The sequence below is a fragment of the Nocardia glycosmidis genome (assembly GCF_052545115.1).
This window is the reverse complement of record NZ_JBQWRH010000020.1, coordinates 45,801-70,208: the sequence shown is the minus strand read 5'-3', so window position 1 is coordinate 70,208 and position 24,408 is coordinate 45,801. Positions and strand designations below refer to the sequence as shown.

General features: G+C 67.6%; 27 protein-coding genes. 7 read left to right on the top strand and 20 right to left on the bottom strand.

The window, feature by feature from the left end:
• Positions 1-52: 52 nt before the first annotated feature.
• The 3 genes from ACT86A_RS22960 to ACT86A_RS22950 all read right to left on the bottom strand — a co-directional run bounded on the left by ACT86A_RS22960 (position 53) and on the right by ACT86A_RS22950 (position 3,963).
• Positions 53-817: a trans-aconitate 2-methyltransferase gene (locus ACT86A_RS22960; RefSeq protein ID WP_445094262.1), complete on the bottom strand. Its 765-nt coding sequence runs from the start codon at positions 815-817 to the stop codon at positions 53-55.
• 354 nt (positions 818-1,171) lie between these two features.
• Positions 1,172-2,476: a glycosyltransferase 87 family protein gene (locus ACT86A_RS22955; RefSeq protein ID WP_445094261.1), complete on the bottom strand. Its 1,305-nt coding sequence runs from the start codon at positions 2,474-2,476 to the stop codon at positions 1,172-1,174.
• Between the two features lie 113 nt (positions 2,477-2,589).
• Complete coding sequence (locus ACT86A_RS22950) at positions 2,590-3,963, bottom strand: FAD-dependent oxidoreductase (RefSeq protein WP_445094260.1); 1,374 nt, start codon at positions 3,961-3,963, stop codon at positions 2,590-2,592.
• 261 nt (positions 3,964-4,224) lie between these two features.
• Between ACT86A_RS22950 and ACT86A_RS22945 the strand changes: the two genes are divergently transcribed.
• A complete protein-coding gene (locus tag ACT86A_RS22945; RefSeq protein ID WP_445094259.1) occupies positions 4,225-5,631 on the top strand; it encodes a tetratricopeptide repeat protein in 1,407 nt (468 codons plus the stop codon).
• Positions 5,632-5,929: 298 nt separating this feature from the next.
• On the opposite strand, the gene thpD is transcribed toward ACT86A_RS22945, so the two are convergent.
• The 11 genes from thpD to ACT86A_RS22890 form a co-directional block, all read right to left on the bottom strand.
• Complete coding sequence (gene thpD, locus ACT86A_RS22940; RefSeq protein ID WP_445094258.1) at positions 5,930-6,847, bottom strand: ectoine hydroxylase; 918 nt, start codon at positions 6,845-6,847, stop codon at positions 5,930-5,932.
• Positions 6,844-7,242, bottom strand: a complete 399-nt coding sequence (locus tag ACT86A_RS22935) for an ectoine synthase (RefSeq protein ID WP_445094257.1) — start codon at positions 7,240-7,242, stop codon at positions 6,844-6,846. Before ACT86A_RS22935 ends, thpD begins: the two co-directional genes overlap by 4 nt.
• The gene (gene ectB, locus ACT86A_RS22930) at positions 7,239-8,516 is read right to left on the bottom strand and encodes a diaminobutyrate--2-oxoglutarate transaminase (protein WP_445094256.1); all 1,278 of its coding nucleotides are present in this window, start codon (positions 8,514-8,516) and stop codon (positions 7,239-7,241) included. The genes ACT86A_RS22935 and ectB overlap by 4 nt, the downstream gene beginning before the upstream one ends.
• Complete coding sequence (gene ectA / locus ACT86A_RS22925) at positions 8,513-9,115, bottom strand: diaminobutyrate acetyltransferase (RefSeq protein ID WP_445094255.1); 603 nt, start codon at positions 9,113-9,115, stop codon at positions 8,513-8,515. The genes ectB and ectA overlap by 4 nt, the downstream gene beginning before the upstream one ends.
• Before the next feature lie 84 nt (positions 9,116-9,199).
• The gene (locus ACT86A_RS22920) at positions 9,200-10,309 is read right to left on the bottom strand and encodes an ATP-binding protein (RefSeq protein WP_445094254.1); all 1,110 of its coding nucleotides are present in this window, start codon (positions 10,307-10,309) and stop codon (positions 9,200-9,202) included.
• Positions 10,296-11,006, bottom strand: coding sequence for a response regulator transcription factor (locus ACT86A_RS22915; RefSeq protein ID WP_040778878.1), 711 nt, complete (start codon positions 11,004-11,006; stop codon positions 10,296-10,298). Before ACT86A_RS22915 ends, ACT86A_RS22920 begins: the two co-directional genes overlap by 14 nt.
• A 437-nt stretch (positions 11,007-11,443) precedes the next feature.
• Positions 11,444-11,791, bottom strand: a complete 348-nt coding sequence (locus tag ACT86A_RS22910) for a hypothetical protein (protein WP_445094253.1) — start codon at positions 11,789-11,791, stop codon at positions 11,444-11,446.
• 568 nt (positions 11,792-12,359) lie between these two features.
• A complete protein-coding gene (locus ACT86A_RS22905) occupies positions 12,360-13,145 on the bottom strand; it encodes an RNA polymerase sigma factor SigF (protein ID WP_445094252.1) in 786 nt (261 codons plus the stop codon).
• A complete protein-coding gene (locus ACT86A_RS22900) occupies positions 13,135-13,575 on the bottom strand; it encodes an ATP-binding protein (RefSeq protein ID WP_445094251.1) in 441 nt (146 codons plus the stop codon). Before ACT86A_RS22900 ends, ACT86A_RS22905 begins: the two co-directional genes overlap by 11 nt.
• 164 nt (positions 13,576-13,739) lie before the next feature.
• Positions 13,740-13,973 carry an ANTAR domain-containing protein gene (locus tag ACT86A_RS22895; RefSeq protein WP_445094250.1) on the bottom strand — a complete coding sequence of 78 codons (234 nt, stop codon included), beginning with the start codon at positions 13,971-13,973 and terminating at the stop codon, positions 13,740-13,742.
• A gap of 472 nt (positions 13,974-14,445) precedes the next feature.
• Positions 14,446-14,859 carry an STAS domain-containing protein gene (locus ACT86A_RS22890; RefSeq protein WP_445094249.1) on the bottom strand — a complete coding sequence of 138 codons (414 nt, stop codon included), beginning with the start codon at positions 14,857-14,859 and terminating at the stop codon, positions 14,446-14,448.
• A 387-nt stretch (positions 14,860-15,246) separates the two neighbouring features.
• Between ACT86A_RS22890 and ACT86A_RS22885 the strand changes: the two genes are divergently transcribed.
• Entirely contained in the window at positions 15,247-16,458 is a 1,212-nt protein-coding gene (locus tag ACT86A_RS22885; RefSeq protein ID WP_445094248.1) for a glycosyltransferase, read from the top strand.
• Positions 16,459-16,470: 12 nt separating this feature from the next.
• On the opposite strand, the gene ACT86A_RS22880 is transcribed toward ACT86A_RS22885, so the two are convergent.
• On the bottom strand, positions 16,471-16,965 hold the full coding sequence (locus ACT86A_RS22880; protein ID WP_445094247.1) for a DUF6328 family protein: 495 nt from the start codon (positions 16,963-16,965) through the stop codon (positions 16,471-16,473).
• On the bottom strand, positions 16,952-17,377 hold the full coding sequence (locus ACT86A_RS22875) for a ChaB family protein (protein WP_445094246.1): 426 nt from the start codon (positions 17,375-17,377) through the stop codon (positions 16,952-16,954). The genes ACT86A_RS22880 and ACT86A_RS22875 overlap by 14 nt, the downstream gene beginning before the upstream one ends.
• A 126-nt stretch (positions 17,378-17,503) precedes the next feature.
• On the opposite strand from ACT86A_RS22875, the gene ACT86A_RS22870 reads away from it, so the two are divergent.
• Genes ACT86A_RS22870 through ACT86A_RS22860 form a run of 3 tightly spaced genes read left to right on the top strand, consistent with a single transcriptional unit; the run spans position 17,504 to position 19,061 of the window.
• Complete coding sequence (locus tag ACT86A_RS22870; protein WP_445094245.1) at positions 17,504-18,067, top strand: nucleotidyltransferase; 564 nt, start codon at positions 17,504-17,506, stop codon at positions 18,065-18,067.
• Positions 18,067-18,336: a BON domain-containing protein gene (locus tag ACT86A_RS22865; RefSeq protein WP_445094244.1), complete on the top strand. Its 270-nt coding sequence runs from the start codon at positions 18,067-18,069 to the stop codon at positions 18,334-18,336. Before ACT86A_RS22870 ends, ACT86A_RS22865 begins: the two co-directional genes overlap by 1 nt.
• Positions 18,337-18,341: 5 nt before the next feature.
• A complete protein-coding gene (locus ACT86A_RS22860) occupies positions 18,342-19,061 on the top strand; it encodes a metallophosphoesterase family protein (protein WP_445094243.1) in 720 nt (239 codons plus the stop codon).
• Positions 19,062-19,071: 10 nt separating this feature from the next.
• Here ACT86A_RS22860 and ACT86A_RS22855 read toward each other — a convergent pair whose 3' ends face one another.
• Entirely contained in the window at positions 19,072-19,491 is a 420-nt protein-coding gene (locus tag ACT86A_RS22855; protein ID WP_445094242.1) for a CBS domain-containing protein, read from the bottom strand.
• Between the two features lie 106 nt (positions 19,492-19,597).
• On the opposite strand from ACT86A_RS22855, the gene ACT86A_RS22850 reads away from it, so the two are divergent.
• Together ACT86A_RS22850 and ACT86A_RS22845 are read left to right on the top strand one after the other, a co-directional pair.
• Entirely contained in the window at positions 19,598-20,059 is a 462-nt protein-coding gene (locus tag ACT86A_RS22850; RefSeq protein ID WP_445094241.1) for a hypothetical protein, read from the top strand.
• 198 nt (positions 20,060-20,257) lie between these two features.
• On the top strand, positions 20,258-20,584 hold the full coding sequence (locus ACT86A_RS22845; protein ID WP_445094240.1) for a hypothetical protein: 327 nt from the start codon (positions 20,258-20,260) through the stop codon (positions 20,582-20,584).
• A gap of 561 nt (positions 20,585-21,145) precedes the next feature.
• On the opposite strand, the gene ACT86A_RS22840 is transcribed toward ACT86A_RS22845, so the two are convergent.
• The 3 genes from ACT86A_RS22840 to ACT86A_RS22830 all read right to left on the bottom strand — a co-directional run bounded on the left by ACT86A_RS22840 (position 21,146) and on the right by ACT86A_RS22830 (position 24,337).
• On the bottom strand, positions 21,146-21,970 hold the full coding sequence (locus tag ACT86A_RS22840) for a PP2C family protein-serine/threonine phosphatase (RefSeq protein WP_445094239.1): 825 nt from the start codon (positions 21,968-21,970) through the stop codon (positions 21,146-21,148).
• Between the two features lie 498 nt (positions 21,971-22,468).
• Positions 22,469-23,518 (bottom strand): AraC family transcriptional regulator, encoded by a 1,050-nt coding sequence (locus tag ACT86A_RS22835; protein ID WP_445094238.1) that lies wholly within the window; start codon positions 23,516-23,518, stop codon positions 22,469-22,471.
• A 159-nt stretch (positions 23,519-23,677) separates the two neighbouring features.
• A complete protein-coding gene (locus ACT86A_RS22830) occupies positions 23,678-24,337 on the bottom strand; it encodes a pentapeptide repeat-containing protein (RefSeq protein ID WP_445094237.1) in 660 nt (219 codons plus the stop codon).
• Positions 24,338-24,408 lie beyond the last annotated feature (71 nt).

Below are 24,408 nucleotides of genomic sequence, written 5' to 3'. Positions count from 1 at the left end.
GTCCGGAATAGGTGTCAGATCGCCGTAGCCGGGTAGTGCCCGAATGTGGTGGCTACCGCTTCTGGGCGACGGCGAACACTCTGCGGAACGGCAGCCAGGTAGTGCCATCGGCCCGGCGTGGGTAGGCATCCCGCAAGAGCGGGGCGAGCTGGGCGGTGAACTCACGCCACTGCTCATCATCGAGCGCCGCGCGGACCGGGCGCAGCGTGGTCCCCGTGACCCAATTCAGCACTGGGTCCGCGCCGGCCAGACGCTGCAGGTAGGTCGTTTCCCAGGCATCGACGACGCCACCCGCGGCGGCGAGCAGGTCGGCGTATCCCGCCGGATCGAGCACTGCAGGAGGTTCCAGGATGCCCGCCGGACCGAGGTGGTCGCGCCATTCGCCTCGGGCGGCCACCTGCCGGATCGCTCGATGTGAGGGCGCGTCGAAGTTTCCGGGAACCTGGATGGCCAACCATGCGTCCGCGGGCAGTCGGCGCATCCATTTCGTCAGCAACGCGGGATGTTCGGGCACCCAGTGCAGGACAGCGTTGCATACGACGACATCGGTATCCACACCTGGCTGCCAGTCCTCCACCGCGCCGAGTGTCGCTTCGATGCCGCGATCGCGCGCGGCCGCGACCATGTCGGGTGACGAGTCGAGCGCCTGCACGCACGCAGCGGGCCACCGCCGCGCGAGTGCGTCGGTGAGATGTCCCGGGCCGCAGCCGAGGTCGACCACCCGCCGCGGTTCAGTGGCGCCGACCCTGGTCAGCAAGTCGAAGAAGGGCCGGGACCGGTGGTCGCCGAAAGCCAAGTACTGCCGAGGATCCCACATCGTCCACTCCGGGGGTCGCTTGCCAAACCCGTACGTCCGTACGGTACGCCCGGAATGAATATGGGAGAAAACAGACCTCGCATCACGGTTTCGTAACGGCCGTCCTGGGTACCTCACAGCTATGACGGATCACCGACCAAGCCGGATCGCCGGTGTGGAACGGGGAACCGGCGCGCTTGCTTTAGCTACGTGCCTTGCCTTTTCGATCGGCATCGCGACGCTCACGCAGTCAGCCTTCTCCACCTTGGTGGCGTGCGGGAGCATCGTGGCCGGGATCACACTGGTTCTGAACATCTTGCCGCACCGGACGTAAGACGGGCAGGTTCTTTCCCGCGCATCGAATCCTGGTGGCCGCTAGCCACATCGAGCTGATGTCGCGGCATCAGCGGCCGCGTCGATCGCCGCGTGTGGCCGCTCCGGGCGCAGCGGGGCACTGCGCCCGCTTCCGAACAAGAACAACACGACCAGCACCACGCTGTACCAGACGTAGGTGTTGCCGATGACGTGCTGCCATGGCGTCCACGCCGATTCGCGATGCTCGCCATCGGGCAACCAGTTGTGCGGACCGATCACGAATACCGCCGTGGTGACCGCGAACGTCGCCCACCAGCAGATCGCGTGCCTGCCACGCAAACGAGTCGCGTATCCGGCGACAGCGAACAATGCGGGCGCGATCCATACCCAGTGGTGCGACCAGGAGATCGGCGAGACGAGCAGGGTGAAGACGGCGTTGATGGCCAGTGCGAGCGCGGGCAGCTCGGCAGCTCGGCGCATCGCGGTGACGACCAGTGCGAGCAGCGCGGCGCCGAGCACCAGCCAGATCGCCGTGAAGGCAGGCTCGGACACCTCGAACCGGGAGAGCACGGCCTGAATCGACTGATTGGTATGGAATGCGGACCCGCTCAGCCCGGACACGTTGCCGAGACCACCGAACCAGTACTTGATTGATTCTTTCGGCAGGATCGCGAAGCCGAGTGCCGTTGCGCAGGCACCGGTGACGGCAGCGGTCGCCGCCGCGCGGTAGTCCCGGCGCACCAGGAAGTACAGCACGAATGCCGCCGGTGTCAGCTTGATCGCCGCGGCGATGCCGATCAGCATGCCCCGGCGCCAGCGCGGCTTCTGGGTCAGGCAATCCGCGGCGACCAGCGCCATCAACAGCAGGTTGACCTGACCGAAGTCCAACGTCGAATGGACCGGCTCGAGCAGCAGTCCCAGCGGCGCCGCGCAGGCCGTTGCCCACACCGCCACCTTGCGCTGCGACTCGTCCGGCCACACCCGCCGCGCCACCACGTAGAGCGCAATGGTGAGCGCGGCCACCGAGGAGACGAAGAAACTCAGCGCGGCCACATCCCAGGGCAGCATCGCGAACGGACCCAGCGCGAGCGCGGCGAACGGCGGATAGATGAACGGAAGGCCCGCGCCGATCGTGGTCTGCGGCAGCTGGCCGTACATGTCGGCGCCGTGTCGCATGGCATCGACACCGAGCCGATATACCTGCAGATCGATGAACCCTCCCGTGATCTCCCGGAAGGGCCATACCGGCGCCAGGAGACAAAAAGCGGAGAAGGCGACCGCCAAGACCGGCGCCAGCCGCAGCACACGCCCGAGTCGACGGTTATGGGACATCGGCGTTTCGGCTGTGGCGCTGACACTACTCATCCGCGGCGACTATACCGACCTCGGTCCGCTGGGGCAGCATGCGGCATGGTCCGCTCGCACGCGCCGTGCGAAGGCCGCGGAAACGGGTAGGCCACCACCAGCTGAGCGCGCCGCTATCCGCGCTCACGGACGGCGCTCACCGCTTTGCGGGCCGCGACCAGAACCGGATCCCACACCGGGGAGAACGGCGGCGCGTAGCCGAGGTCCAACATCGTCATCTGCTCGACGGTCATCCCAGCGGTCAGTGCGACGGCGGCGATGTCGACGCGTTTGCCCGCGCCTTCGCGTCCCACGATCTGCACGCCGAGCAGCCGGCCCGTGTGCCGCTCGGCCAGCATCTTCACCGTCATCGGCTCCGCACCCGGGTAATAGCCGGCGCGGCTGGTGGATTCGACGGTGACCGTCACGTACTGCAGGCCTGCTGCCCGCGCGTCCTTTTCGCGCAAACCCGTGCGCGCCACCTCCAGTTGGCATACCTTGCTCACCGAGGTGCCGACCACTCCGGGAAAGGTCGCGTATCCACCGCCGATCCCGGCCCCGATGATCTGGCCGTGCTTGTTGGCGTGCGTGCCGAGCGGAATGTGGCGTTCGCGGCCGGAGACCAGATCCAGGACCTCGACACAATCGCCGCCCGCCCAGATATTCGCGTGCCCGCGTACGCGCATGGCGAGATCGGTCCGCAGTCCGCCATGCTCTCCCAGCGGCAGTCCCGCGGCGCGTGCCAGCTCTGTCTCCGGCTGCACACCGATGCCGAGGACCACGACGTCCGCCGGGTACTCGGCGGTGTCGGTCACCACGGCGGTGATCCGGCCGTCGTCCCCGGTCCGGATCTCGGAGACCTCCGCCTCGCCGACGACCTTGATGCCCATACCGCACATCGCCTCGCAGACCATGGCACCCATGTCCGGATCGAGCGTGGACATCGGCGCGGCGCCACGGTTGACCATCGTGACGTCGTAGCCGCGCCGGATCAGCGCCTCCGCCATTTCGACGCCGATGTAGCCCGCGCCGACCACCACAGCGCGGTTGCCCCGGGCTCGCTGCAGCGTCTCCAGTAATGCCTGGCCGTCGTCGAGGGTCTGCACGCCGTGCACGCCGCCCGCATCGATGCCCGGCAGCGGCGGACGGACCGGCCGGGCGCCGGTGGCGATCACCAGGTGGTCGTAGGCCATCCACGCTCGAGTGCCGGTATCGCGGGCGCGGAAACGCACCCGGCCTCCGGCGACATCGATCTCGGTCACCTCGGTGCGCATCCGCAGGTCGATCTCGCGGGAGCGGTGCTCTTCGGCTGTGCGCGCGATCAGGGCGTCCCGCTCGCTGAGGTGGCCGCCCACCCAGTACGGGATGCCGCACGCCGAGAACGAGGCGAACTCGCCGCGCTCGAAGACCACGATCTCCAGTGCGGTCGAGTCCTTCATCCGGCGCGCCTGCGAGGCCGCCGACATGCCTGTCGCGTCACCACCGATAACAACCAGTCGCTCGCCCATGTCTTCACGCTACGTTCGGTGCATACGCGGTCCGTGCCGGGACCCGGGTGCACGACAGGTTCGAACCATTACCGGAATCAGACACCGCAGACCCGCGCTGAGCGCGGCTGGAGCGCCGTGAGCTCATCGGCAGCGTTGTCGCGCAGGGTGTTGCCGAGTGCCATGGGATAGCGGCGCTGTTCCGGTTGGCGGCGAGTACCGTATACCCGGCCGCCCGGCGCGGGGCGGCGGTCGGGAGAGGGCGGAAAGGCGGACGCGAGCGTGAACGATCCGTATTCGTCCTGGGCGGCCCGGCATTCGCCCGAAGCCGTGCCATTGGCCGCGCGCTACCAGAGCGCTGACCCGATTCGCTTGCGCGGCAGCATGGTGTATCCGATGTACACCGAGCAGATCGGCCCTTCGCCGACGACCGTCACCGTGACAATGCTCTCCGCGGCCCCGCCCGCCGGACTACGCGGACTGGGGATCGGTCTATCCGTGGTGGACGGCTACGTGGATTTGCACGGAAGGTTGTTGGGCGGAGTCGATGCCTGGAGTGACGCATTGGCAGCAGGCGTCGGTTTTCACGTGACACCGACAGCGCCGAGCACATTGGTGCGGCTCACGCCGGTCTGGGTGGACGAATTCGGCACCCAGAAGTCGTGGACCGGAAACTATGGAATCGTGGTCGAGCACCAGCCCGAAGGGCGAGTCGTCTTGTGGTGCAGTATCGGTGAGGGACCACCGAATTTCGCCAACCTGGTCGTGGAGGTGTCGACCGCCCCCGCGGTCGGCGCGCCGAATGCACCCGCCGCCGTTGAACCCACAACGACACCGATGGCGATGAGTACACCAGCGGCCTCGTCCGCATCCCCAGAAGATCCCCCTACCGCTCCGACGACGCCTGTTCCGCGCATCGACGCCGCTGCAGTCGAATCCGCCACTACCGCCATCCGGAAATCTTCCAGCCCGCTGACCACGTCTGCGGCAGCGGATATCCTGCGCCCCGCTTCCAGCCCACAGGCGTCGAATGCGGTGCAGCACACTGAAGATGCTCCGAGTCCTCCCTTCGGCCCGCCGGTTGCGAACACCCAGCCGGAGGCTGATTCCTGGATCTCAGCGCTGCGCCCGCAGCCGTCGAATACGCAAACAACACACATCCCGCAGCAGGACGAGGACAGCCCGTTGTTCCCGACGATGCCGAACGCGACGAGTTCCACGCAGTCAGTTCCCAGCCTGTCCCCCCAGAACTCGCCACCCCCAGCTGCGGCTCTCGGCTCTGCGCCGTCATCACCGCCAGTCGGCGAACCCGCCGCGGCAGATGCGCCGCCGCAGCGCACGACGGAGACCAAGCATTCGGGCGACCCCGGCTATCGCGACGCACTCTACGATCTCGGCGTCGCCCTGTCGTCTATGGGTGAGGAAGAACAGGCCTGTGGCCTATGGGCCCAGGCCGCCGCGGCAGGGCACGCGGGCGCCGCATACGAACTAGGGCTGGTCCGATACCGGCACGGTGATCCGGTCGGCGCCGAATCCTGGTGGCGTACCGCCGCCGACCGCCGTGAACCTCGCGCCATGGCCGGGCTCGCCGACCTGCTCGCCCAGCAGGGCAAGCACACCGAGGCCGATTCGGGGCAGGCCGGCGCCGCCGAGCATTCCGACGTGGTCGCCGGGCCGCCCTCCGGATGATCAACGAGTACCGGCTCACCATGGTGTCCGCAGCGCGCGCATCGGAAGGCAGAGCTTCCGGCTGGTGCCGCGAGTCGGCACAGCCATCCTGCGGCTGCGCAACCGGTATCGCTACTGCCCCGGCCTCGCGTTCACGCCGCCCAACCGCGGCGGGTCGGTGATCCGGCGCCGCGTTCGACCGTTGTGCCGCGGCGTGGATCCGGCCTGGGCGCCTTCGAGAACATCACGTCACGGCGTGCCGAAAAGCGGCCGCGCCGAGTCGTGAACAAGCCCGAAGGCTGCCCAGCCGACGGATCGGTCAGGCCGACAGGGGCGTGAAGTCGCGGCTGCCGATATAGCCCGGCCGCCGCGCCGGCGCGGCGAACGGCTCGACAAGGGCATTGTGCACGCTGTTGAACACCACGAAAATGTTCGAGCGGGGAAACGGCGTGATGTTGTTCGACGAACCGTGCATCAGGTTGGAGTCGAACAGCAGTGCGGAGCCCGCCCGCCCGGTGAACTGGCTGATCCCGTACCGGTTCGCCAAGGTGGTGATGTCCTCGGTGGTCGGCACCCCGATCTCCTGCTCCTGCAACGACTCCCGATAGTGCTCGGCAGGGGTACTGCCCAGGCACGGCACGAAGGTGTGATGCGAGCCCGGCATCACCATCAGGCTGCCGTTGATCGGATAGTTGTCGGTCAACGTGATCGACAGGCTCACCGCGCGCGGGGCCGGCATCCCGTCCTCGGCGTGCCAGGTCTCGAAGTCCGAGTGCCAGTAGAAACCGGTGCCCCGGAAGCCGGGCATGTAGTTCACCCGGCTCTGGTGCACGTACACCTCCGATCCGAGCACCTGCTCGGCCAACCGGAGCACCCGGGGATCGCGCACGAGCTCAGCGACCGCCGCGCTGAGCTTGTGCACCTGAAAGATCGAGCGCACCCGATTCGACGACTTCTCCACGATGAGCCGTTTGTCGTCGCGCAACTCGGGATCCCCGGCGAGCCGGATGATCTCCGCGCCGAACTCGGCCACCTCGGCAGGAGTGAGCAACTCGTCGAGGATGGCGAAACCATCGGCGTCGAACGATGCGAGCTGCGGACTCTCGATCTTCCCCCACACCGTGGGGTCGGCGCGCTCCAAATGCGGCGCGGGTGTGCCGAGTCGGGTCGGGTAGCGATCGTAGCGGTCGGTCTCGGGCCGGGTGCCGGTGTGCCGCAGAACCATTGGGGCGCTCATCCTCCGATCGTCGCGGCGACCAGTGGGTAGACGCCGTTGCTGTCGTGAACCTCCTGCCCGGTGACCGGCGGGTTGAACACGCACATCATCCGCATCCGGGTGCGAACCTCGAGCCGGTGGCGTTCGTGCCCGTCGAGCAGGTACATCGAGCCGGGCGCGAGCTGGTAGCTGACGTCGTTGTCCAGATCGGTCAACGTGCCCTCGCCCTCGATGAGCCACACCGCTTCCACATGATGCTGATAGTGGAACTCGTGCACGGTGCCGGCGTCGATGGTGGTCTCGTGGAAGGAGAAACCCACGTTATCGCCGCCGAGGATGATGCGCTTGCTGCGCCAGCCCGTACTCGCAACGTCTCGCTCGGTGCCGGTGATCTCCGCGGTGGTGCGCACAATCATGCGGCCGCCCCGATTCCGCCGCATACCGACTCGACCGCTCCGGTGAGAACGTGCAGGCCCTGCTCGATTTCCTGCTCGGTGACCGTCAGCGGTGGAAGCAGTTTCACCACCTCGTCGGTGGAGCCGGAAGTCTCCACCAGCAGCCCACGCTCGAACGCGATCTGGCAGACCTTGCCCGCCTGCGAAGGGTCGTCGAACACGATGCCGTGCACGAGACCACGACCGCGCGTCGAGACACCCGGGAAGTACCCGGCCAGTTCACTGAGTGCACGTGCGATCCGCTCCCCCTTGGCTTGGGTTGCGGACTGGAGGGTGCTGTCGGACCAGAAGTGCCGCAGCGCGGTGGTCGCGGTGACGAACGCCGGATTGTTGCCGCGAAAGGTGCCGTTGTGCTCGCCCGGCGACCACTCGTCCAACTCCGGCTTGAACAGCACCAGCGCCATCGGCAAGCCGTAGCCACCGATCGACTTGGACAAGGTGACGATGTCCGGGGTGATACCCGCGATCTCGAAGGAGAAGAACGGTCCGGTGCGTCCGCAACCCATCTGCACGTCGTCGACGATGAGCAGGATCTCCCGCGCCGCGCAGAGTTGGGCGAGATGCCGCAGCCACTCGGCGCGCGCCACGTTGATGCCGCCTTCGCCCTGTACGGTTTCCACGATCACGGCGGCGGGGCGGTCGAAGCCCGACGAGGTGTCGTCGAGGACCTTCTCCATCCATTGGAAATCGGCGGTCGTGCCGTCGAAGTAGCCGTCGTAGGGCATGTGAGCGGCATGCACGAGCGGCACTCCCGCTCCCGCGCGCTTGGCGGCGTTGCCCGTGACCGACAGCGCACCGAGGGTCATGCCGTGAAAGGCGTTGGTGAAGCTGACGATCGTCTCGCGGCCGGTGATCTTGCGGGCGAGTTTGAGCGCGGCCTCCACCGCATTCGCCCCGGTCGGGCCGGGGAATTGGACCTTGTAATCCAGGCCGCGCGGCGTGAAGACCGTGTCGCGCAACGCATGCAGCAGCTCCCGTTTGGCCGCGGTGGACATATCCAGGCCGTGGGTGATGCCATCAGAGGCGATGTAGTCCAGCAGCGAACGCTTGAGCACGTCGTTGTTGTGCCCGTAGTTCAGCGCACCGGCTCCGGCGAAGAAGTCCAGGTAATCCTTGCCTTCCTCATCGCGCAGCCAACTGCCCTTCGCGGTGGTGAACACGGTGGGCCAGGCACGGCAGTAACCCCGCACGTTGGATTCCAGGCTCTCGAAAATGGTGGTGTCGGCGTTGATCATCGGTGATCCTCCTCGGTGGTTCGGGCGGTCGGTGCGATGCGGTACAGCTCTTCGGGTGCGTGGCTGTCCGGGAAGACGCCGGCATCGAACAGGGGGCGCTCGGTGATGTCGCTCCCCCTCGTTCTCGCCACCGACGTGAACAATGCGATGGATCCAGCGTTGTCCGGCGATATCGTCGTCTCGAGTACCGAAACTCCTTGCGCCACAACACTATCGAGCAAGGTGTGCAGCAGCTCGGCACCGATGCCGCGGCCGCGCTGCGATTGATCCACCGCGATCTGCCAGACGAATAGGGTGTCGGACGCCTGCGGGCGAACATATCCGATCACGTATCCCACGATGCGGCCGTCGAGTTCGGCGACTACGGAAGTGCCGGCGAAATCGCGGCACCACATCAAGTAGGCGTAACTCGAATTGAGATCCAGCACCACGGAATCCTTGGCGATCCGCCACATCGCGGCGCCATCGTCCAGTCGGGGTGTGCGCAGGACCACGACCGGCCCGGTGTGGTTCCGGGACGGTGCGGATCCCAGAGCGGCCGCAGCGTTTTCGACGTGCGATCGTTCGATCTCCGCTGGAGACAGGGTTGGCAGTGACATACAACTCCCTCGTCGGGTCAGCAGTACTTATCCAGGCTTGCGAAGCGACTTTGAGCTGAAGTGGTCGAGTTCTTTACGGTCGTGTTACGAATGGATGTCGTCGAGGCGGGGCAGGCGTATGACGAACCGCGCGCCGCCGCCGGGCCGCTCGGTGCAGTCGACCCTGCCGTGATGAGTCGCGACGGTTTCGGCGACCAGTGCGAGGCCGATCCCGGTCCCACCCGCCGAGCGGCGGCCGCCGCGCGCGGTCGCGAACCGCTCGAAAATGCGCGTCCGGTCCCTGGGTGACACGCCTGGTCCCGCGTCATCGACGCTGATCACCGCCTCGGCGCCGTCCCGGCACAAGGTGACCGCGACCACACCGCCGCCGTGCCGATCGGCATTGTGCAGCAGGTTCGCCACCGTGCGTTCCAGCTCCAGCTTGCGACCGCGCACGGTGACGTCCTGGTCGACGGTGAGCAGCTCCGCTGGGTAGCGACGATCGGCCAACGTGTGGGTGAGCAGCTCGCGCACCGACAGCGGCTCGGCGTCGCCATGGTGCATGCCCGCCTCCACCCGGGCCAACGCCAGCAGATCGTCCAGCAGCCTGCGCAAGTGGTCCACCTCGGCGGTCACCAGCTGGACCGCGCGTTGGGAGCGTTCGGGCAGATCACCGCGGTTGCGGTTGAGCACGTCGACGCTGGCCATCAGAGTGGTCAGGGGGGTGCGCAGCTCATGGCTGACGTCGCCGAAGAGGCGGTGCTCACGTTCGATGCGCCGCTGCAGCGAGTCGACCATGCTGTTGAACGATTCGACCGTCGTGGCCAGGTCTTGGTCCCCGCTGGCAGCCAGACGCAGGTCCAGGTCTCCGGAGGCTATGCGCGCGGCCGTGCCGGCGAGCTGGTGCAGCGGGGTCAGCACCCGCTTGCTCGCCCACCAGCCGACCGCAGCGCCGATCAGAGTGACCGCGACGGCACAGCCGATCAGCACGTTACGCAGGAGATCCAGATCGGCGTTCAGGTCACCGGACGGCTCGCCGCTCGCGCTCTGCCGCTGCACGTCCAGGTAGCCGCGGCTGACGACGAACATCGATACGACCAGCACCAGCGACATCAACGCGGCAATCGCCGCGAAGACCGCGGTCACCCGGGCGCGCAGGCTCCAGACACCTGGACTCCAGCGTTTCGCATCGAAGCGGCGCTCAGCGCCGGACATCGAGGCGGTAGCCGAGGCCGCGCACCGTCACCACGACGCGCGGATCGGACGGATCCCGTTCGATCTTGGTGCGCAACCTGCGCATGTGCACGTCCACGATCCGCTCGTCACCGAAAAACCCGCGGTCCCAGACGCGTTCGAGCAGTACCGTGCGGCTGAGCACCCGGCCGGGTGACTCCGCCAGCTCGCACAGCAACCGGAACTCGGTGAGTGTGAGGCGGATCTCCTCGTCGCCGCGGCGCACTACGCCGCTGTCCTGCGCCAGCACCAGCGGAGCCGTGTCGTCGGCCTCCAGCACCATCTCCTGTGGTGTCTCGCGCTCAGCGGTCAGCCGGGCGCGGCGGCGCACCGCCCGCATCCGCGCGGTGATCTCCTTGATCTCGAACGGCTTGGTGACGAAATCGTCGGCGCCCGCTTCCAGGGCGGCCACCACGTCATGGGTGTCGTCGCGGGCGCTCACCACGATTATCGGCACGTCGTGGTCGCGGCGGATCTCCCGGATACATTCGAATCCGTCCATGCCGCCGAGCATCAGATCCACGATCATGACATCGGGCACGCCGTTGCTGCGCAGATGGGTGAGCGCATCCTCGGCTTCCTCCGCCTCGTCGACGTCGTAGCCCTCATCCTCCATCGCGAGGCGTAACGCGCCACGGACTCGGTCGTCGTCTTCCACGATCATCAGGTTTGCGCTCAAGACCTTATCCCTTGCAGACATGCGTAAGCGCGTCACGATGCGGACAACCGCATCCCCATACCGACGCGACCTTCCGCTTTCGAGCAACCTTGCTCGCCTTCGAGTACCCGAGATCCCGGCCGGTAAACGTCCGGCAGACCGGCTCGGAGCCTCCTCGGGTCGTCCGTACACGCTATATGCCGCGCCAGCCCGGCGGCGATCGGGTCCTCGGCTGACCTGGACATCGCGCCGGCGCGGGTGCTGGGCAGTCCACCGGGATCTTCACGAAATACCCTCGGGTGCAGTTGCTTTCGCTAGCACAGCACCCAATACCGATGCCCCGCCGACGAGCTGGCGACATGCCTGGGGTGGCAGTGAAATTGTGTTCTGCACCACCAATTCGGGATTCTGGCTATCAAAGGCGGCCGGATTGAACTCGAATCACAGCGGCCCCACGGCTACCGCGGCGCCTCGAGGCGGTTGAAGTTGCTCGGCGACCCGTCCGCGTTGCGCTCCTGATACCAGAAACGCAGCTTTCTGGCGTCGAAAGTGGCGAACCATTCTTCCCATCCCACCCGGCGCAGCACGGCGCCCCCGTACCCGGGGAAGTCGAAGCGCAGCACGCCGAGCCGACCGTCGTACTCGCTACCCGGCAGGGTCGCGGGCCGGGCGCCACGCTGTTGCGCCCAGCGGCGAATGACGGCGTGATTCCTCGTGACGGAAACACGCTGGGCCTGCGTCGGCGACCCAGAACCACCCGGCCCGAATTGCGGATTCCGGGTGCCTGGTCGGCGCTGGTCGGTCATGACGAGCTCCTCGAGCCATCGGCATCTGTTGTCCGGCTCCTGTCTGACTACCCGGGGGACGAACGCCGCAAACTGGTCGGCCCTGCCGGGTGAAATCCGAGGGCCGGCTGGGTTCGTCCCGCAATCAGCGGGTAACCGGCCGGTGATCGGACCTGCGCCGCACCCGCCGCCGCTGCGGTCGATCACACGGCTGCGGCGGGCGAATCACACACCTGCGGCGAATCACACGGCTGCGGCCCGATCACACAAACGAGGAGGAGTTCGCATGCGCAGCGTCAGCACGGCGCGGCCGGTCCCGGATCCCGTTCCCCCGACGCCCGAGCCGGACCCCGTGCCGCCCTTCCCGGAACCGGATCCGGTGCCGCCGATTCCGGAACCGGATCCCATCCCGAACCCGAATCCTGTTCCGCCCGATCCCATTCCACCGGGCCCCGGCCCCCTGCCGCCGATTCCGGAACCGGCGCCGCCGCCGGAACCAGGCAGACCCGCGCCGGCCCCGCGACTACCGGGACCGTCGCCGGACCCCCGACCGCCGGATGCGGTGTGACAGTGCTCGATCTCGCAGCGCTCAATCCCGCAGCGCCTGCTCACGCAGCGAGTTCAAGGTCCTGGACAGGATCCGCGAGACATGCATCTGGGACACACCGAGACGCTCGGCGATCTGGTTCTGCGTCAGCGACTCGAAGAATCGCATGATCAGCACCTGACGCTCGCGGTCGGGAAGCTCGCCGATCAGCGGTTTCACCGCCATGAAGTCTTCGACCAGGTGATAGGAGGGCTCCTCGGCGCCGAGGCTGTCCAAGAGCGGCAACGGGGCGTTCTCGATGTCGTCGCCGGCCACCGCGTCGATGGACGACGACTGGTAGGCGTTGCCCGCGATCAGGGCCTGGGTCACCTCGACGAGATCGACCTCCAACTCCGCCGCGATCTCCCTGGCCTTCGGCATCCGGCCGAGGCGCTGCGACAGCATCTCGACGGTCGCGCCGATGCTCAGCTGGATCTCCTTGGTCCGGCGCGGTACCCGCACGGCCCAGGTGTTGTCCCGGAAATGCCGACGAACCTCGCCCATGATGGTCGGAACCGCGAACGACAGGAACGACGATCCGCGCGCCACATCGAACCTGTCCGCGGCCTGCACCAACCCCAGCCGAGCGACCTGCAGCAAGTCGTCGAAATTCTCGCCGCGCCCGGAGAACTTCCGCGCGATGTGCTCGGCCAGCGGAAGACAGCGTTCGATGAGTTCCTGCCGCATCGCCTCCCGGCGCGGATCGTCCGAGGCCAGGGCGGCGATCTTCTCGAACAGAGGTTCGATGTTGTCGTAGCTGTCACCGCGCGATCTCGACTCACCCGTCATCCGCGGCACCCCGCACCCAACTGAAGTCGATCACTGTCGGATGTCCGCCGAGCATGCCGTCGTAGGAGCCCTGAGCAGCGGCGAGCGAGGCGGTCAGGGTCCGCACGATGTGCCAGCCGAAGCCCGCCTGGCCGATCACCGACTCCGCGGCAGCGACCGACGAGACGTGCACGAACATCTTGTCGGCGTCGTAGGTGAACTCGCAGTCGAGCATCGAGCCAGGCGCCGCGTCCAGGATCAGCGAGGTCGCCACCTCATCCAGTGCGAGCCGGATGTCGGTCACCTCGTCCAGGGCGAAGTCCGCGATGAGGGCGACGGTTTCGGCAAGAGCGCGCAGCATGGTCAGCTGCTCCAGCTGGGCGGGCACGCGCACGCCGACCGTCGTCGTCTCGGTAGCGGATTGGGAGATCCACTCCCCCATTTCCCCCATGGCCGATCACCACCTTGTCCTCGCAGCCGCCGCAAGGCGACCTGGGTGCCGCTGCGGATTGTCCCGAGCCGCCCGCGACGCCGCATTCGCCGCGGATGTGAATCGAATGACCGCCGCGCTCCTCGGTCGTGACGTACCCGGCGCCGCCGGATCGAAACCCCTGGTCATTCTGCGTCGCTCCGCTTGTGGGCGGCGAGCGGCAGGTGATCGAATTCGGTACGCAGGCCAACGGTTATGCCGGCAAGTCGGCGACCAATCGCGCAGCCAGGGGGCCGCAGCCTCACGCAGGGGCGCAGCTTCACGTCGGTCTCCTGCGGCCGCCCGCACAGCACACGGAATGCCTGCTCGGCGCTGACACCGTCGACCAGCATGCGTGCGCCTTTCGCCTGTTCGATCACGGCACGAGCGGCGTACAACGCGCCAGCGCGTCGTCCAGCGTTTCCTGCCGATGCTCCTCGACCGCGCCGACGGCCTCGTCCACCATGGGATCGGCTACTGGGATCGGCCACCAAGATCACATGGTGGATCGCACCAGCGGTATCGACGATCCGATGGCGGCTGGAGAACGGCTCCACGTCCTGCACCGATCTCGCCAAGGCACCGGGCCACCGCCGCGCGGTCGTCGGGTGCTTGTGTGTCTGCCACAGCGCCGTTGTCGGTGTCACCATGCCTGGCGTTCAGCCGTGCATCCCGGCGTATAGCCGTGCAGCAGAGCCACCTCGTCCGGACCATTCCCATCGCTGGTCGACGAGCCAGAACCGAAAGTCGTGGTCAGTTCACCACAGTGGCTTGTCTACGCATGGCTGCGTCGTGCGCGTGCTGCGTCCTGGTTCATTCGCCGACGCTCGGCTATGTCCGTTATTCGCCCGCTCACGCGTCCAGTGCCGTCCGCATCGAGGGGTAGCGTCGGAACAGCGGCCGAACACCGGTGACCTCCAGCGCCCGCTCGACTCCCGATCCACCGGCGACTATCCGCAGGTCAGGACCGCTGGACGCGGCCTTGCGGAGCGCGCCGAGCTGTAGTGCCGCGCGCAAACTCATGAACCGTGCCGCCCGCAGGTCGAGCACCACGGCATCGCACTGTGACTGCAACGCTCGGTCGACCGTGGCGAAGAACTCGGTCGACACGGCGGCGTCCAACTCGCCCTCGACTCGGACCACCACGCATTCGCGGCGCCGATCGACCCGCTGTGCCCACAACCGGTTGTCGCGCCGACGTCCCGGTCCCGAACCGTCGAGATGCACACCCTCGGCATGCTCTCGTAGCAGAGAAATGGCAGACAAGTCGAACCTCCCATCTGGGGGATTCCAGTTCTCCGCGACGACTAGGCGAGGGGCGGCGCTCGGGGTGAATCGGTTGTCATGCCGCCCCATCTACCGGCTGCGCCGTGCGTCGAACCGGGGTCGGCTGTGATCTCAACCTCCATACAGTGTGGCACGACCGACCCGTTCCCGACAGCGTTCGGCCGGAGAACCTGACACCGCCGCAACGCGCTCGCGAGCGAGGCGATCCGCTTCCGCCGCGGGTCGCGGCCCGATGCGGGGTTTCATCCGTCGCCCTCGGGGGCATATCCGACACATATTCCCCGAACGTCACGCGATGCCGATCGCTGGGCAGCCGCGCGTTTTCGCGCGTCCCGATCGAGCCCCGCGACGAGAACGGAGCAACCGGTGAAGATCGCCATGGTTTCCGAAGACGCCAGCCCGCTCGCCGAAGGGAGTTCCGCCGAAGCGAGCGGGCGCGGTCTCCACGTGGCCGGATTGTCGGCGGCGTTCACGCGGCGCGGACACGAGGTGACGGTCTACACCCGGCGCACCACAGCGGGGACTCCCGCCGAACTCGTCGCCGACGGCGGCTACCGCGTTGTGTCCGTGCCGGCCGGACCACCCACTCGGCTGCCCGGCGACCGGACACTGCCCCATCTCGGCGAGTTCGGCACGTTCCTGCAGCGGCACTGGGCCGCCGAGCAGCCGGACATCGTGCACGCACATCATTGGCTGTCCGGGCTCGCCGCCGAGCTGGCGGCGCGGGCGCATGGCATCCCGGTCGTGCTGACGTTTCACGGACTCGGCGCGGTGCAACGGCGCTGCGAAGGTCTCGCGGACCCGAGCCCACGCTCGCGGATCCGGTTCGAGCGGCTGATCGCGATCCGGGCGGCGCACGTCGTGGCGAGCTGCCACGAGGAAGCCGTGGAACTGACCAGGATGGGAGTGCCGCGCTTCCGTACTTCGATCGTGCCGGGCGGCGTCGACCTCACGGTATTCGCCCCGGTGGGGATCTGCGCCGAGCGGCACGCCAGGCATCGGCTGGTTGCCGCGGGGGAATTGGTGCGGCGCAATGGATTCGACGCGGTAGTCAAGGCGCTGCCGGAACTGCCGGACGCCGAACTGGTGATCGCCGGCGGCCCGACGGCCGACGACGAGGACAACTCCGAAGGTCGGAGACTGCGCCACATCGCCGCGGAATACGGTGTGCGGGAACGTCTTCGGCTGCTCGGACCGGTGGCGCGACCGCTCTTGCCGCGGCTGTACCGCTCCGCGGACGTCGTGGTGTGCACGCCGTGGTATGAGCCGTCCGGCAGGGTGGCGCGGGAGGCGATGGCATGTGGCCGGCCGGTGGTCGCAACCGGCGTCGGCAGCCTGCTGGACGCGGTGGTCGACGGCGTGACCGGGCGATTGGTCGCTCCACTCGAGCCGGGCGCTATCGCCCGCGCGGTGCGTCCGCTGCTCGAGGATATGACGCTGCGTGAAACCTGGGGCGCCGCAGGCTATCAGCGCGCGGCCGACCGCCATTGCTGGGATCGCGTCGCGGTCGAGACGCTCGATGCCTATCACCGCGGCGCTCCCGCGCATGCGGGTGAGGTCGTGTCCCGGGCCAGGTGAGCGATCGCCGGGTCACAGATCAGCCGGTGTGCCGCGCCAACGCCACGGCGCGATGAGCCATGCCGCCAAGAACATCGCGGCGAGGACACTTCCCGCGGCCAGGGCTTCCACTCTTCCCGCGACGTGGTCCACCACGAGGATCACCGCCCCGATCAAGGCGAGCCCCAGCAGCGCCACTCCTGCCATCGCGCATCGGTGCGCCGCCGCGACGACGTTACCCAGCCGGTGCCGCCGGAACAGAATGCGGTGCCAAGACACCGGCGCGACCAGGAAGACCGTCGCCCCCACCGCGGCACCGAGGGTCGCGATATACAGCGCGTGCATGCCCGGCGACAACGTGCCGAACGACGGCTCGAACGGCAGGATCAACAGCGCACTGAACAGGAACTGCACGCCGGTCTGCACAACACGCAGTTCCTGAATCAGACTGGCCCAATTGCGGTCGAGTCGTTCGATTTCGGTCTCACCACGCTCGCGGCGCACCCAGGCGTCGTCATTCTCGGGCACGCTGGGTCTCCCGGCGATTGCGTTGCTCGATCGCCTCGACGAGCTCGTCCTTGGTCATCTGGGAGCGGCCGGGGATCGAGAGCCGTCGAGCGACGTTGAGCAAGTGCCGCTTCGGCGCATTGGCGTCGACTCCTTCGGCAGTCTCCCCTTCGGTCCCCGAACCGCCGATCTCGGCGCGTTCGTCGGAGGGGCCGGGGCGCGGTTTGCGCTCCCAGTGATCACCGACCTTCTCGTAGCTGTGTTTCAGCGCGCCGTAGGCGACACGATGGGCGCGCTCCTCGTTACCGTCGTACTGTTCGAGCGCGGCGTCGTGCGCCTGCGCGAAGGTTCGTCGAGCCTTCTCGTCCGACCGGCGCAAGGTGGCCGGCAACTCGGACTGGTCGGGTTCGCCGCCTGCTGTCGTCTTGGGCATGATCGCTGCCTTCCGTATGGTGCTGTGCTCCGGAATCGGCTCGCGACGCGGCACGGGCTGTCCGTATCCCATCGCATACCCGGTGAAACCTCGATTAACCGGGCATCTGCCGGGTACCACCGCTGTATGGCCGTGACCACCGATCAGCTGCTGCACGCGCTCACTCGCGCGGTCAACGCGCTGGCCGGAACCGATATCCGTTTCGCGGTGGCCGGCGGCTGCGCGGTCTACGCTCGCGGCGGTCCGGCCTCGCAACACGACGTCGATCTCTTCGTCAAACCGGCGGACGCGGCGCGGGCGGTCCACGTGCTGGCACGCGCGGGACTTCGGGTATGCGAACCGCCGGAGAACTGGCTGCGCAAGGTTTACGCCGACGACATCCTCATCGACCTGATCTACCGTCCGAACGACCGCGAAGTGACCGACGAGCTGCTCGATCGGGCCTCCGTGTTGCGTATCGGACCGACCAGAGCACCGGTGATCAGCGGCACCGACCTGATGGTGGACAAGATACTCGTCTTCGACGCCCATCGACTCGACCTCAGCCCGATCCTGCACATAGCGCGAGACCTGCGGGAACAGGTGGACTGGGAGGTAGTGCGTGCGGAGACCAAGTCGTCACCGTACGCACGGGCCTTCCTCGGCCTGCTGGATGATCTCGGCATCACCCGCACCGGAAAGGTGGACTGATGGAGCAGCCGCAATACATTGTCGCCCACTTGCGCCGCGCACTGGCCGAGGATCCGCGCACCGCCGAACTCGGCGTGCAGGTAACCATCCGCGGCGACGTCGTGGTGCTCGGCGGCGAAGTGAGCAGCGAAGAACGCAAACAGCAGATGGAAACCATAGTGCGCGAACAACTCCCGCACGCGCGCATTCACAACGACGTCCATGTCACCAGGCCGGCGCCGCCCCTGGAAACCGAGACGCTCGAGCAGGACGAATCCGAAAGGAGTTGAGCGGCATGCGGATAGCCGCGGTCGGCGACGTACACATGGGCGTGGATTCGCGCGGGCAGTGGCGGCCCGCGCTGCGCGAGCTGCCCGAGCGCGCCGACGTCCTGCTGCTTGCCGGCGATCTGACGCGCCACGGCACCGTCGACGAAGCGAAGGTCGTCGCCGCGGAGTTCGCGGACATCGGCGTGCCGGTCGCCGCCGTGCTCGGCAATCACGACTACCACTGCGACGCCGAGCACGACATCACATCTCTGCTCGGTGATCATGGCATCGTGGTCCTGGAAGGGAGCTCGGTGACACTGACCGTCGACGGGGCGACGCTCGGGGTCGCGGGCACGAAAGGCTTCGGGGGCGGCTTCGCGGGCAAGTGCGCCAGTGTCTTCGGCGAACGTCTGATGCGTGAATTCGCCGCCCACACCGTGGAAGTGGCCGCCGCGCTGGGCCGTGCGCTGGCCGCCCTGGACACGGATATCACGGTCGCCCTCACCCACTATTCGCCCATCAGTGACACGCTGCACGGCGAGCCGCGGGAGATCTATCCGTTTCTCGGCTCCTACCTGCTGGGCGAGGCGATCGATGCGCACGGAGCCGATCTGGCGGTGCACGGTCACGCACACGCCGGCGCCGAGCGCGGCACGACTCCGGGCGGCATCCGGGTGCGCAATGTCGCCCAGCCGGTGATTCGTGCGGCGTACGCGGTCTATGACTTGCACCCGGCCGCGGTCTGAGCAGACTGGATCAGAAGTCGGTCGAGATGGCCTCCACCGTGCTGCCCGACTCGGTGTTCTCGACCGAGGTGGCGACGTCCGCCTGCGCGACGATGCCGACCAGTTGGCCGTGTTCCAGGACCGGCACGCGCCGTACCTGATGCTGCGACATCACCGACATGACCTTGCGTACGTCGTCGTCGGCGTCGACGGTGACCAATTCTTCGCCGCCGAGTTCGCCCGCGTCCACCCCCAGGGGGTCCTTGCGCTCGGCGATCACTTTGACGACGATGTCGCGGTCGGTGAGCATGCCCTTCAGCCGGTTGTCCTCCCCACAGATGGGCAGGGCGCCGACATTCAACTCCGCCATCCGCTGCGCGGCCGTGACGATGGTGTCGCTGGAGCGGATGCATTCCACGTCGGGGGTCATGATGTCCCGTGCTGTTGTCATCGGTGTCCTCCTCGGACGTCTCGAGTTGTGTGAGCCCCCGAGGATCGGGCGACTCGCTCACGTCGTACCCGCGTTTCGGAGCCCGTAACGCGGGCATCCGACCGCTATGACGGCATGGTTCGCCGCGACGAGGGCTTTTTCCGGTGCCGTGGTCGCGCGCACCGAAATCGTTGCCGCTGAACAGGTTGGCGCTGAACAGTTGGCGCTGAACAGAAAGGACAACCCGATGCTGCCAGGACCGAACGAATCGAACGCGGGCTCCGGCGCCGCTGAGCAGCACGGCCGCCCCCATGAGACTTTTCCGGATCATGCCCGCACTGTCCGCACGCATGCCGGGGAATCCATCGAGGACGCCCGGAACTGGCCGGGCATCATTCTGGTCGGCATAGGCATTGTGACCGTCGCGCTCACCCTCACCGCGGCCGGATACGGGTTCGCGGGCTGGGCGGTGGTCGCCGGTGTCGTCAGCGCCGTGTGCATCGTCGCCGGAGTTCTCGTGATCGTCGCCGAGCATCGCCGGATCAAAGCGCACGAAGGCAGGCGGCTGAGGGACGCAGCCGGTCACTGAGCAGGCGCACGCGCCGATTTCGCCTTGCTGTGCCGAGTGCTACGGCTCACATGGCGACCCATTTGCCGATTTCGAGGGAGAAGAAATGACAAACCACCGCAGCCGGGGCCTGGTTGTCACCCACCGCTTCGTCATCGACAGTGTCACCACGCAGAACTGCCCCGAGGTGGCGCGGCAGGCGCCGGTCGGGGTCGGGCGATGAGCGCCCCGGCCCGGCCCGGCCGTCTGGGCATGGCCGTGCTCGCCGCGCTGATCGTGTGCGCGGCAGGTTGCGGGGACGAACCGAAGAAGGTGGTGAACAAGGGCGGCGACACGCCGTGCAACGAATTCGTCGCCCAGGATCCCGAGAAGCAGCGCATCACCACCGAGAAGTTCCTCGAGCAGGAGCGCGAGGGTAACGGGTCGCCGGACGCCGCCACCGTGGATGCCGCGATCACGGCCATCAAATTGATGTGCGCGGCCCAGGCCAACCCGGATACCCCGATCCGGAAGGCGGATCTCACCGGCGTTCTCGTACCGAAATAGGGTGTCGTGTTGCCCATCGCAGGAGTGGAAACCGCAGGTTTCGAACTCAGCGGGCCGGGCATCTCCCTCACGAACCACAAGAGTTCGTTCGATCCGCGAATACCACTCCCGCCGTAGGTTACCCAGGCGCCGACCCGGGTGGGAGGACTGCCGGAATCCGAAGCGCATGCCATCGACAACGGCGTCGAGGAGCGCATCGGCCGGCGACTTCGAGACGCGCGTTCCCGGCGTTCGCACGGCTTTCCGGTGAGCGGCTCGAAGCTGGTGGCACACCCGCCCCGGGTTCGCCAACGACGTCGACCCGGCGGCGGGTCCCCTGCGACCACTGTGCGGGTCATCCTGTGAGCAGGTCGCGTCGATGATGTGCGGGCCCGGTCGCTCGCACGCCGGGGCTGCCGCTGACCAGCGTCGCCGAGGTGGCCGCCGCCGCTGATCGGCAACTCGCCGCCGAGTGCGGGTGTGCCGAACGGATTTCGGGCGTTTCGGCCTATCGAGACCGGATATCTCGGCACCATGACGTCGCTCCGGTCAGAGGACGCGCAGATCTGCCGTTTTCGCAGTTCACCGGGCATCATCTGGGTGGCCGGGCCAGGGCACCGGAGCCAGCGCCACGGTGATGTTGTCACCGCCGCCGCTACGCAGGGCGAACTCGGCGAGCGCGTTCGCCGCCGCAGCGGGGGCGAACCCGGCCACGTGTTCGGTCAGGGCTGACGGGGCCGGCAGATAGTTCCACAACCCGTCCGAGCACAGCAGCAGCATGCCGGGACCTGTGGCCCGCATCGTCTGCACGCAATTGTCCGCCCAGGGTTTCGGCGGGCCGTCGGCACCAAGCCAGCGGATCAAGGTGTGCGCCCGGCGGTCGGCCATCGCCGCTTGTTCGTCCAGTGCACCGGCATCGACCAGGGCTTGGGCCCAGGAATCGTCGGTGCTCAACCGCCGCGATGGCTCGTTGTCCGTCGCTGCCAACCAATACGCCCGGCTGTCACCGACATTGGCGACGGTGATCGTGGTATCGGCGCCGGTGTGCGTCACGATGGCGGACACGTAGGTGCAAGAGGGAGCCGGTCCATCCGGGACATCGATGGCACGCACGGCGTCCGCCGCGGCGGCGAGACCCGCCATGATGGCGTCGGTCGCAGGCTGCCCGGCGGCGAGCGCGGCGGCGGTGGCGCCGACACCGGCGCGTACCGCGGTTCCCGAGGCCACCTGCGGCCGCGCGGAGGTCGAGACACCGTCGCTGACCGCGATCACGACGGTCGTCGACGCCCCGGTAATCGCCTCGTCGAGGACTCCTGCGGCAACGGCGTCCTCGTTGCGCGTGTGGACGATGCCGCGATCGGTGAGCACCGCGACCGCACCGAGGTCAGCTGCGAATCGATCCGGCACCTGCCGGGACCGTCCGCACTGCGCGCATCGTCCATCGCTGTCGCATCGAGTTCCGCCGCACTGCGGGCACCGGCCCGGGCCGTGCGCGGGCAGCGCGACATAGTGGTAGCCGAGGTCGCGGTCGCAGGACGAACAACGGCGGCTGTCCAGACCGACGGCCGCACACCCCGCACAGCGTAGGACGCCGCCGTCGTCGCTCATCGGAAAGCCTCCGGTCCGACCGGCGACACCGGTTTCCCGGTGGTGTCCGCCAGCCGTCGGCACGAACGTAACCACAGTGGGGCCTTGCTGGTGCGAACGTCCACACCGTCCTCCTTCGTCTCCCCGCCGGGCCGAGTCCGATCGCGATAGTACGGGAGCATGCCAGGTGCCAGGTGCCAGTCCTGGATCGACCGGCCCTGCCGAGATCGCGGATAGCCGACGATCTGCCCGTCACGGCGGCCAATTTGGCCCGTCAGCATCGGGTAAGGGGCACACCGCGCCGCGAGCCCGCGTCGCTCAGACCAACTCGGGCGAGCGATTGGGCCGAAGGTCGCGGGAGCGGAAAGTCTGTGGCGGGCAGCCCTGCCAGCGACGAAAGGCCCTGATGAACGAGGCGGCTTCGGCGTAGCCGAGCCGGGCAGCGACCTGTTCGGTGGTCATATCGGTATGCGTGAGCAACACCTCGGACATCGTCTGCCGCACTTCGTCGAGCAGGGCCCGAAACGACGTTCCTTCTTCGTGCAGGCGCCGCGACAGCGTGCGCGAACTCATGTACAGGCCGAGCGCGACTGTCACCTGATCGGGGATCTCACCGGGATTGCGCACCAACTGATCGCGCACCGACGCGGCGACGCCGGTGCGGGTAAGGCGCTGGTCCAACAGAGCGCGACACAGTTGACCGCAGCTATCCCGCGCGGCGTCGTTTGCTGGTGGCAGCGGCTGATCCAGCAGGCCGCGGTCGAAGACCACCCCGCTCACCGCCGCGCCGAAAACCGGTACAACACCGAAAATATCGCGATAGCGCTCGACGTCGCCGGGTGACGTGTGCCGGAAACTCACCCGCCGGACGGGGACCCCGACGGCGTACAGTTCGCGATCGAAAGCGGGCAGACCCGCCAGCGTCATTTCGGCGAAGAACGCCCGCATGCCCGGCGGAATCTCGACGTCGTGGAACAGCAGCCGCGCTTCACCGTCGGCTTCCTCGAAGGTCAGCCGCCCGAGTGGCATGGTGCGAGCGGCACTGCGCTGCGCCACCTCGAGCAGCTCGCGCAGCGTCCGGCTACCGAGCAGCGCGATGCTCCACGGTCCACTCGAGGGTCCACTCGAGCGGAAGTACTGACGAGCCGCCACGAGACCGAGCCCCGGTTCGTCGCCGAAACGGCCCAGCACTGTCTGCACCACGCGCAATTCATCGTGCACGCTGATCTCGGCGGCGGGATCGAGCAGCGCCGCGGGCGGCACTTCCGTTGCGACCAGGCACTCGGCGGGCGTCATCCCCCGGTCTCCGGCGATCCGCACGAGAGTGCGCACGCCGGCGGCGCTGCGAAGGGAATCCCGATCGATCATGGCTCGCGTCCTCGATGAAGCGGTACTGCGCGGTATCGGCGCAATGTATCAATCAGGTGTGCCCCGCATCGACAGATCGCCGAAATGGGGACAGGGGTCGCTCGAGGATTTCGCAGAGCGCTTTTCGACGGCGCGGAATTCGATACGCTGCCGGGCGAATCAGTCCCGCACGGTGATGCCGACCGAACGCGCGAAAGCCGGCGCGAGGTCTATCAACTGCAGCGAGGTGATCGTCGCGCCGCGTAGGCTGTCGAGCCCGTCGCTGATGTCCAGGACCGTCGCGCCGCGCAGGTCCACCTTCGTCAACCGCGCATTGCGCAGCGACAGCCGGGCCAGTGTCGAGCCGGGCACCGTGACTTCGGTCAGGGCTCCCGCGGCGAAATCGCAGTCACGCAATACACAGTCGATGAAGGACACCTCACGCAACTGGACCGCCCGGAAATTGACCGAGTCGAATTTGCAGCCTTCGAACCGAACCCGCCGCAAGGTCGCGCCGGCCATATCCACACCGGACATCGCGCCCGATACCACCTCGGCGTCCAGCCAGACCGTGTCGGCGAGCTCAGTGCCGACCCAGCGGACGTGACGCAACCACACGTCGCTGAAGCGGGTGTAGCGCAAGCTTCCCCGCGTGAACGCGACCGAGGTGAACACGGATTCGCTGAATCGGGCGTGCCGCACGTCGACGTCGTCCAGGCCGCCGCCGTCCAATTCGCCGCCGTCTACCCGGACGCAGTCGTAATCGCCTTCGGTCTCGAGATCGCCCTCCGGCGCGGTGAGATACCGCATGTAGGGCAGGTCGTCGAGTTCGCGCGCCATGCGCTCCTCCGTTTCGTCGCCGAGATCGGTCGGCGACGAGTATTCCGGTGCGCCATGACAAGTTCCGCGCC

Excerpts from the sequence above, each read along its gene's own strand:
- ACT86A_RS22960 (WP_445094262.1), bottom strand. The coding sequence starts at position 817 with ATGTGGGATCCTCGGCAGTACTTGGCTTTCGGCGACCACCGGTCCCGG.
- ACT86A_RS22955 (WP_445094261.1), bottom strand. The coding sequence starts at position 2,476 with ATGAGTAGTGTCAGCGCCACAGCCGAAACGCCGATGTCCCATAACCGT.
- ACT86A_RS22950 (WP_445094260.1), bottom strand. The coding sequence starts at position 3,963 with ATGGGCGAGCGACTGGTTGTTATCGGTGGTGACGCGACAGGCATGTCG.
- thpD (WP_445094258.1), bottom strand. The coding sequence starts at position 6,847 with ATGAGCGCCCCAATGGTTCTGCGGCACACCGGCACCCGGCCCGAGACC.
- ACT86A_RS22935 (WP_445094257.1), bottom strand. The coding sequence starts at position 7,242 with ATGATTGTGCGCACCACCGCGGAGATCACCGGCACCGAGCGAGACGTT.
- ectB (WP_445094256.1), bottom strand. The coding sequence starts at position 8,516 with ATGATCAACGCCGACACCACCATTTTCGAGAGCCTGGAATCCAACGTG.
- ectA (WP_445094255.1), bottom strand. The coding sequence starts at position 9,115 with ATGTCACTGCCAACCCTGTCTCCAGCGGAGATCGAACGATCGCACGTC.
- ACT86A_RS22920 (WP_445094254.1), bottom strand. The coding sequence starts at position 10,309 with ATGTCCGGCGCTGAGCGCCGCTTCGATGCGAAACGCTGGAGTCCAGGT.
- ACT86A_RS22910 (WP_445094253.1), bottom strand. The coding sequence starts at position 11,791 with ATGACCGACCAGCGCCGACCAGGCACCCGGAATCCGCAATTCGGGCCG.
- ACT86A_RS22905 (WP_445094252.1), bottom strand. The coding sequence starts at position 13,145 with ATGACGGGTGAGTCGAGATCGCGCGGTGACAGCTACGACAACATCGAA.
- ACT86A_RS22900 (WP_445094251.1), bottom strand. The coding sequence starts at position 13,575 with ATGGGGGAAATGGGGGAGTGGATCTCCCAATCCGCTACCGAGACGACG.
- ACT86A_RS22875 (WP_445094246.1), bottom strand. The coding sequence starts at position 17,377 with ATGCCCAAGACGACAGCAGGCGGCGAACCCGACCAGTCCGAGTTGCCG.
- ACT86A_RS22870 (WP_445094245.1), top strand. The coding sequence starts at position 17,504 with ATGGCCGTGACCACCGATCAGCTGCTGCACGCGCTCACTCGCGCGGTC.
- ACT86A_RS22865 (WP_445094244.1), top strand. The coding sequence starts at position 18,067 with ATGGAGCAGCCGCAATACATTGTCGCCCACTTGCGCCGCGCACTGGCC.
- ACT86A_RS22860 (WP_445094243.1), top strand. The coding sequence starts at position 18,342 with ATGCGGATAGCCGCGGTCGGCGACGTACACATGGGCGTGGATTCGCGC.
- ACT86A_RS22855 (WP_445094242.1), bottom strand. The coding sequence starts at position 19,491 with ATGACAACAGCACGGGACATCATGACCCCCGACGTGGAATGCATCCGC.
- ACT86A_RS22850 (WP_445094241.1), top strand. The coding sequence starts at position 19,598 with ATGACGGCATGGTTCGCCGCGACGAGGGCTTTTTCCGGTGCCGTGGTC.
- ACT86A_RS22845 (WP_445094240.1), top strand. The coding sequence starts at position 20,258 with ATGAGCGCCCCGGCCCGGCCCGGCCGTCTGGGCATGGCCGTGCTCGCC.
- ACT86A_RS22835 (WP_445094238.1), bottom strand. The coding sequence starts at position 23,518 with ATGATCGATCGGGATTCCCTTCGCAGCGCCGCCGGCGTGCGCACTCTC.
- ACT86A_RS22830 (WP_445094237.1), bottom strand. The coding sequence starts at position 24,337 with ATGGCGCGCGAACTCGACGACCTGCCCTACATGCGGTATCTCACCGCG.